Source organism: Actinosynnema sp., from assembly GCF_052038725.1.
Genome location: NZ_JBQGCX010000963.1, coordinates 1 through 4,767, shown reverse-complemented (window position 1 = coordinate 4,767; position 4,767 = coordinate 1). Strand labels below are relative to the sequence as shown.

Genomic DNA, 4,767 nt, shown 5'->3' with positions numbered 1-4,767 from the left:
GGCGGCAGCGGCGGATGGCCGATCCGGTGGGCGGGGGCGCGGGGCCTTTCGGTGGTCGCGCTCGGCGCTCCGGGCGTTCACCCGGCGGCGCGGCCCGTGCGCGGTGCGGGGCTCGGGCGCTCCCAGGGGCACGCGCCTGGCGGCCTGCCCCGCGCGCCCAGGGGCCCGAGCGCTCCCCGGTGCGCCCCCGTCAGCCCCGCTCGTCGATCGGCACGGCCGCCCCGGTGACCCGCACGCCCGGCGCGCCCGCCTCGGCCACCACCACCAGCTCGCTCGGCCGCCCCATGTCGACCCCCTGGTGCAGCACGAACCGCCCGCCGTCCGGCAGCTGCCCCAGCTCCCGCAGGTACCCGCCGAACGCCGCCGCGGCGGCCCCGGTCGCCGGGTCCTCCACCACCCCGCCCACCGGGAACGGGTCGCGGGCGTCGAACACGTCGGGCGCGCGGCGGTGCACCAGCTGCGCGGTGAGGGCGTCGGCGCCCGCCAGCAGGGCGCGCAGGGCGGGGAAGTCGTAGTCCAGGGCGGCCAGCACGGCCCGGTCGCGGACCGCCACCACCAGGTGCCAGCCGCCGCCGAACGCCCAGCGCACCGGCAGCTCCGGGTCCAGGTCGGCGCGCGACCAGCGCAGCGCGGCGAGCGCGGCGTCGACGTCCGGCGCGGGCCTGGTGCGGGTCGGGACGCTGGTCAGGGTGGCCGTGCCGCCGTCGACGTCGACCAGCACCTCACCCGCCGCGGTGTCCAGCGTGATCGTGCCGGGCAGGCCGAGGGCGACGGCCGCCGCGACGGTGGCGTGCCCGCAGAACGGCACCTCGGCCTCGGGGCTGAAGTAGCGGACCGCGAACCGGCGCGGGTCGGGGCCGGGCAGCAGGAACGCGGTCTCGGAGTAGCCGACCTCGGCGGCGGTCGCGAGCATCCGCTCGGGGGTCAGCTCCCGCGCGTCGAGGACGACACCGGCGGGGTTCCCGCCGGTCGGGGTGGTGGTGAAGGCGGCGTAGCGCAGGACGTTCGACATGCGTCCATCGTGCGGAATCAGTGGAATCGAGTCCAACGATGAACGTGCATGGCAGGTATCGCTATGTTCGATGGATGGACACCCGGCTGCTGCGCACCCTGCTGGTACTGGCGCGAACCGGGAGCTTCACCGCCACAGCCGCCGAGCTGCACCTGGTCCAGTCCTCGGTGACCAGTCAGGTCAAGGTCCTGGAGCGGCACCTGGGGGCGCGGCTGTTCGACCGGCTGCCGCAGGGCGCGCGGCTCACCGAGGCCGGGCGCAAGGCGGTGGAGAACGCGCGCGACGTGCTGTCCGCCGAGCAGCGGCTGCTGGACGCGGTGCGGGGCAGCACCGAGGTCGAGGGCGACGTGCGGATCGGCGCGCCGGAGTCGGTGTGCGCCTACCGGTTGCCGCAGCGGATCGCGGACGCGGCGCTGCGCTGGCCGGGCATCAGCGTGCACCTGTCCCCCGCCGGGACCAAGGAGGTGCTGCTCGGGGTGCGGCGTGGCACGCTCGACCTGGGGCTCGCGCTGGACGACGGGCTCGTCGCGCCCGGCCTGACCGTCCACCCGATCGGGGTGGAGCCGATCGAGCTGGTGGCCGCGCCGGGCGCGGTGGCGGAGGAGCGGTACTTCCTGCTGGAGGAGGGCTGCTCCTACACGGACCGGTTCGTGCGGGAGCTGACCGGGCGGCGGCCGCAGATCACCCGGTTCGGGAGCATCGAGGCGGTGCGGTCGTGCGTGGTGGCCGGGCTGGGGTGGACGGTGCTGCCGAGGGTCGCGGTGGCCGAGCAGCTGGAGAGCGGGGCGCTGCGGCGGCTCGGGGAGCTGCCGGACAGCACCCTGTACCTGGTCACCGACCCCCGGCGCACGCTGCCCGCGGCGGTCCGCGCGGTGGCGGAGGCGGTGCTGTAGCGCCGGTCCCGATCTCCGGGGCCCGGCTCGGGGCCCTAACCTGGGCGGGGTGATCGAGTCGAACGTTCCCGGACGCGCCGGTGAGCTGGTCGTGCGGACCTGGCCGAACCTGGGGGCCACCTGGCTGGCGGTGCTCGTGCACGGGTGCGGGGAGCACGCCGGGCGGTACGGGCACGTCGCCGAGTCCCTGGTGGCGGCGGGCGCGCTGGTGGTCGCGGCGGACCAGGTCGGGCACGGGGCGTCGGAGGGCGAGCGGGCCCTGGTCGAGGACCTCGGGACGCTCGTCGGCGACGTCGACACCGTGATCGGCGCGGCCGGGGTGGACCTGCCGGTGGTGCTGGTCGGGCACGGCGTCGGCGGCCTGGTGGCGGCCCGGTACGCGCAGGACCACCAGGACCGGCTCGCCGCGCTGGTGCTGTCCGCGCCGGTGCTGGGCGCGTGGGAGGGCCTGGACGCGCTCGGTGGCGACGACCTGTCCGGCACGGAGGTCGACCCGGCCGAGCTGTCCAGGGACGAGGAGGTCGGCCGCGCGTACGCCGCCGACCCGCTGGTGTGGCACGGCCCGGTGCCCCGGCCGACGCTGGAGGCGGTGGAGCGGGCGATCGACGAGGTGAACTTCGGGCCGGTGCTGGACCGGGTGCCGGTGCTGTGGCTGCACGGCGGGGCCGACCGGCTGGTGCCCGAGGCCGACACGCGCACCGGCGCGGACCGGCTGCGCGGGGCGCGGTTCGAGGAGCGGGTCTACCAGGGGGCGCGACACGAGGTGCTGCGCGAGACGAACCGGGACGAGGTGCTCGGCGACGTGGTCGACTTCGTCAGGCGGGCGCTGGGCGGGAGTTGACCGGGGGCTGGGCGAGGGCCGGGTCTGGCGGGCCTGCCGGGCAGGCCTGCCGGGCAGCTCGGTTCACCTGGGCAGCGCGGTTCAGCCCGGCCGGGCCGGTTCACCCCGGCCGGGTGCGCTCGATCAGCTCGGCCGCCTCGCCGCGCGGGCCGCACCGGCTCGCCCCGAACAGGGCGCCGTCTCTGGAGACCTCGACCGACGCGCTCTCCGGGAGGCGGGCCAGCAGCTCGGCGGGCACCGCGTAGTGCGGCACGCTCACCAGCACCACCTCGTCGCCGCGGCGCTCGGCGAGCACGCCGATGCTGCCGACCACCGAGGCCCGCACCCGCACCCGACACCCGTCGACGTCCACCGCGTAGTCCCGGCGCGCCAGCGCCCGCAGCTGCCGCTCCAACCGGGCGCCGCGCAGCGCGATCCCCTTGCGCCGCAACCCGACCAGCACCTCGGCGGGCCACACCGGGTCCACGTCGGACAGCCCGAGCGCGCCGGGCGGCTCACCGAGGTCGAGCTGCTCCCAGCAGCCCGCGAACTCGGCCGCGGTCAGCCGGACCGGGTCCCACAGGACGGTGTGCCCGGTCAACGGGCGCGGCCCCCGGTCGCGCCCGGCGCAGGTCGACGGGGCCGGGCCGCGCCCGACCGCCGTCCCACGCCCCCGGGGCGCCCGCCCTCACCGCGCTCCCCCACCGACCCCCCCCCCCCGCGCGGCGGCCGGGTGTGCGGTGGCCGCGCGCCACCGCGCCGGTCGGGGTGGCAGCCCCTCGTCGCGGCGGCGCGGCCGGTCCATCATCGTGCGCCCCGGAGCGCGGCGCGCCGTCGAATCGCGGGATGGGCGCGGCCGGTGCGGGCCGGGTTCGGCATTCCGCCGCCGCCCCCTGGAAATGCGCCGGGCAAAGGCGCGCGGGGACGCGCCCGGCGCCCCGCTCACCCGTTCAGTGAGCCGGATCACGGGAAATCGTTCGGCTCACGGCCTTGACCATTCACCGCGCTTTTCGCTCCACCGCGCAGAATTGCACCCGTCCAACCCGGTCGCGACCACAGCGGGTGCCTACGGCGGCCGTCGAGCGGCCCAGTCGGCTACGACGAACGGGTGGCGGTGTCGGGCCCTTCGGGGACTCGTGGAGAATTTGCCCGCGATGAGCGGACAGGACCTGGAACTGGTGATCACAGTGGTGGTCACCGCCCACGACGAGCGTCAGGCGCTGGACGCCTGCGCCGGGTTGCTGCGCCGGATCGGCGGTCGGATCGTCCAGACGAGGGACTGCTCCGACGAGGAGCCCGGCTGCTGGTCCCTGACGGTGTTCAAGGAGTCGGGGGAGAGCGCGGAGCACAGCGTGCCCGCCGCCCTGACCAGGGCCGTCCGCCGGTTCGTCCGGGGGCTGGGCGAGCACTTCCCCACCCCGAAGGTCGCCTGCGAGCCCCCGACGGCGTGGACGGTGCTCGACGACGTCCACCTGCTCGGCCCGCTGGTCCAGGGCGCGGAACGGGTGCTGGTCGAGGCCTGGGCGGGCGGCGACCCGCTGCGCCGCAGCCCCGTGCCCGCCCCGAGGGCGGAGCACCCCCCGACGCCCGCGCCGACCACGTTCGCCGAACCGCCCGCGCCGCAGAGCGCGGAGCCGGTGATCCCCGCGCAGCCGGACGCCGCACCCCCGGCCCCCGAGCCCCCGGCCCCGCCCGAGCAGGACGCCGGACCGCCGCGCGCCGAGCCCCAGGCGCTCCCCGAGGCGACGCCGACCGCCGAGACCGTCGGGACCGTCGGGACCGCCGAGCCCCGGACGGCGCCTGAGTCCGACATGCCCCAGGAACCCCTGGCGGCACCCGCCCGCTTCGCGCCCGCCGCGCCTCCGGAGCTCCTGGCGACGCCCGAGCCCTTCACGCCCCAAGGCCCCCCGGCGTCGCCCGAGTTCTTTGCGCCCACCGCCCCCCAAGAACCCCCGGCGACGCCCGAGTTCCTCGCACCCGCCGCGCCCCAGGAACCCCTGGCGACGCCCGAGTTCCTCGCACCCGCCGCACTCCACGAACCC

The 4,767-nt window shown here is 77.3% G+C and carries 4 protein-coding genes and 1 pseudogene; 3 read left to right on the top strand and 2 right to left on the bottom strand.

The genetic code is table 11. From position 1 onward, the window contains the following. Positions 1-190 precede the first annotated feature (190 nt). Positions 191-1,012, bottom strand: coding sequence for a PhzF family phenazine biosynthesis protein (locus tag ACTUAL_RS20510; protein ID WP_440901383.1), 822 nt, complete (start codon positions 1,010-1,012; stop codon positions 191-193). A gap of 74 nt (positions 1,013-1,086) precedes the next feature. Here ACTUAL_RS20510 and ACTUAL_RS20505 point away from each other — a divergent pair, with 74 nt between their 5' ends. Both ACTUAL_RS20505 and ACTUAL_RS20500 read left to right on the top strand, forming a co-directional pair. Continuing rightward, positions 1,087-1,905: a LysR family transcriptional regulator gene (locus tag ACTUAL_RS20505; protein ID WP_440901382.1), complete on the top strand. Its 819-nt coding sequence runs from the start codon at positions 1,087-1,089 to the stop codon at positions 1,903-1,905. Between the two features lie 49 nt (positions 1,906-1,954). Next, on the top strand, positions 1,955-2,746 hold the full coding sequence (locus ACTUAL_RS20500; protein WP_440901381.1) for an alpha/beta fold hydrolase: 792 nt from the start codon (positions 1,955-1,957) through the stop codon (positions 2,744-2,746). Between the two features lie 100 nt (positions 2,747-2,846). Here the strand turns inward: ACTUAL_RS20500 and ACTUAL_RS20495 are convergent, their stop codons facing one another. Continuing rightward, entirely contained in the window at positions 2,847-3,326 is a 480-nt protein-coding gene (locus tag ACTUAL_RS20495) for an ESX secretion-associated protein EspG (RefSeq protein ID WP_440901380.1), read from the bottom strand. Between the two features lie 553 nt (positions 3,327-3,879). Between ACTUAL_RS20495 and ACTUAL_RS20490 the strand changes: the two are divergent. Beyond that, positions 3,880-4,767 (top strand): annotated as a pseudogene (locus ACTUAL_RS20490) (hypothetical protein); the annotation flags it as partial.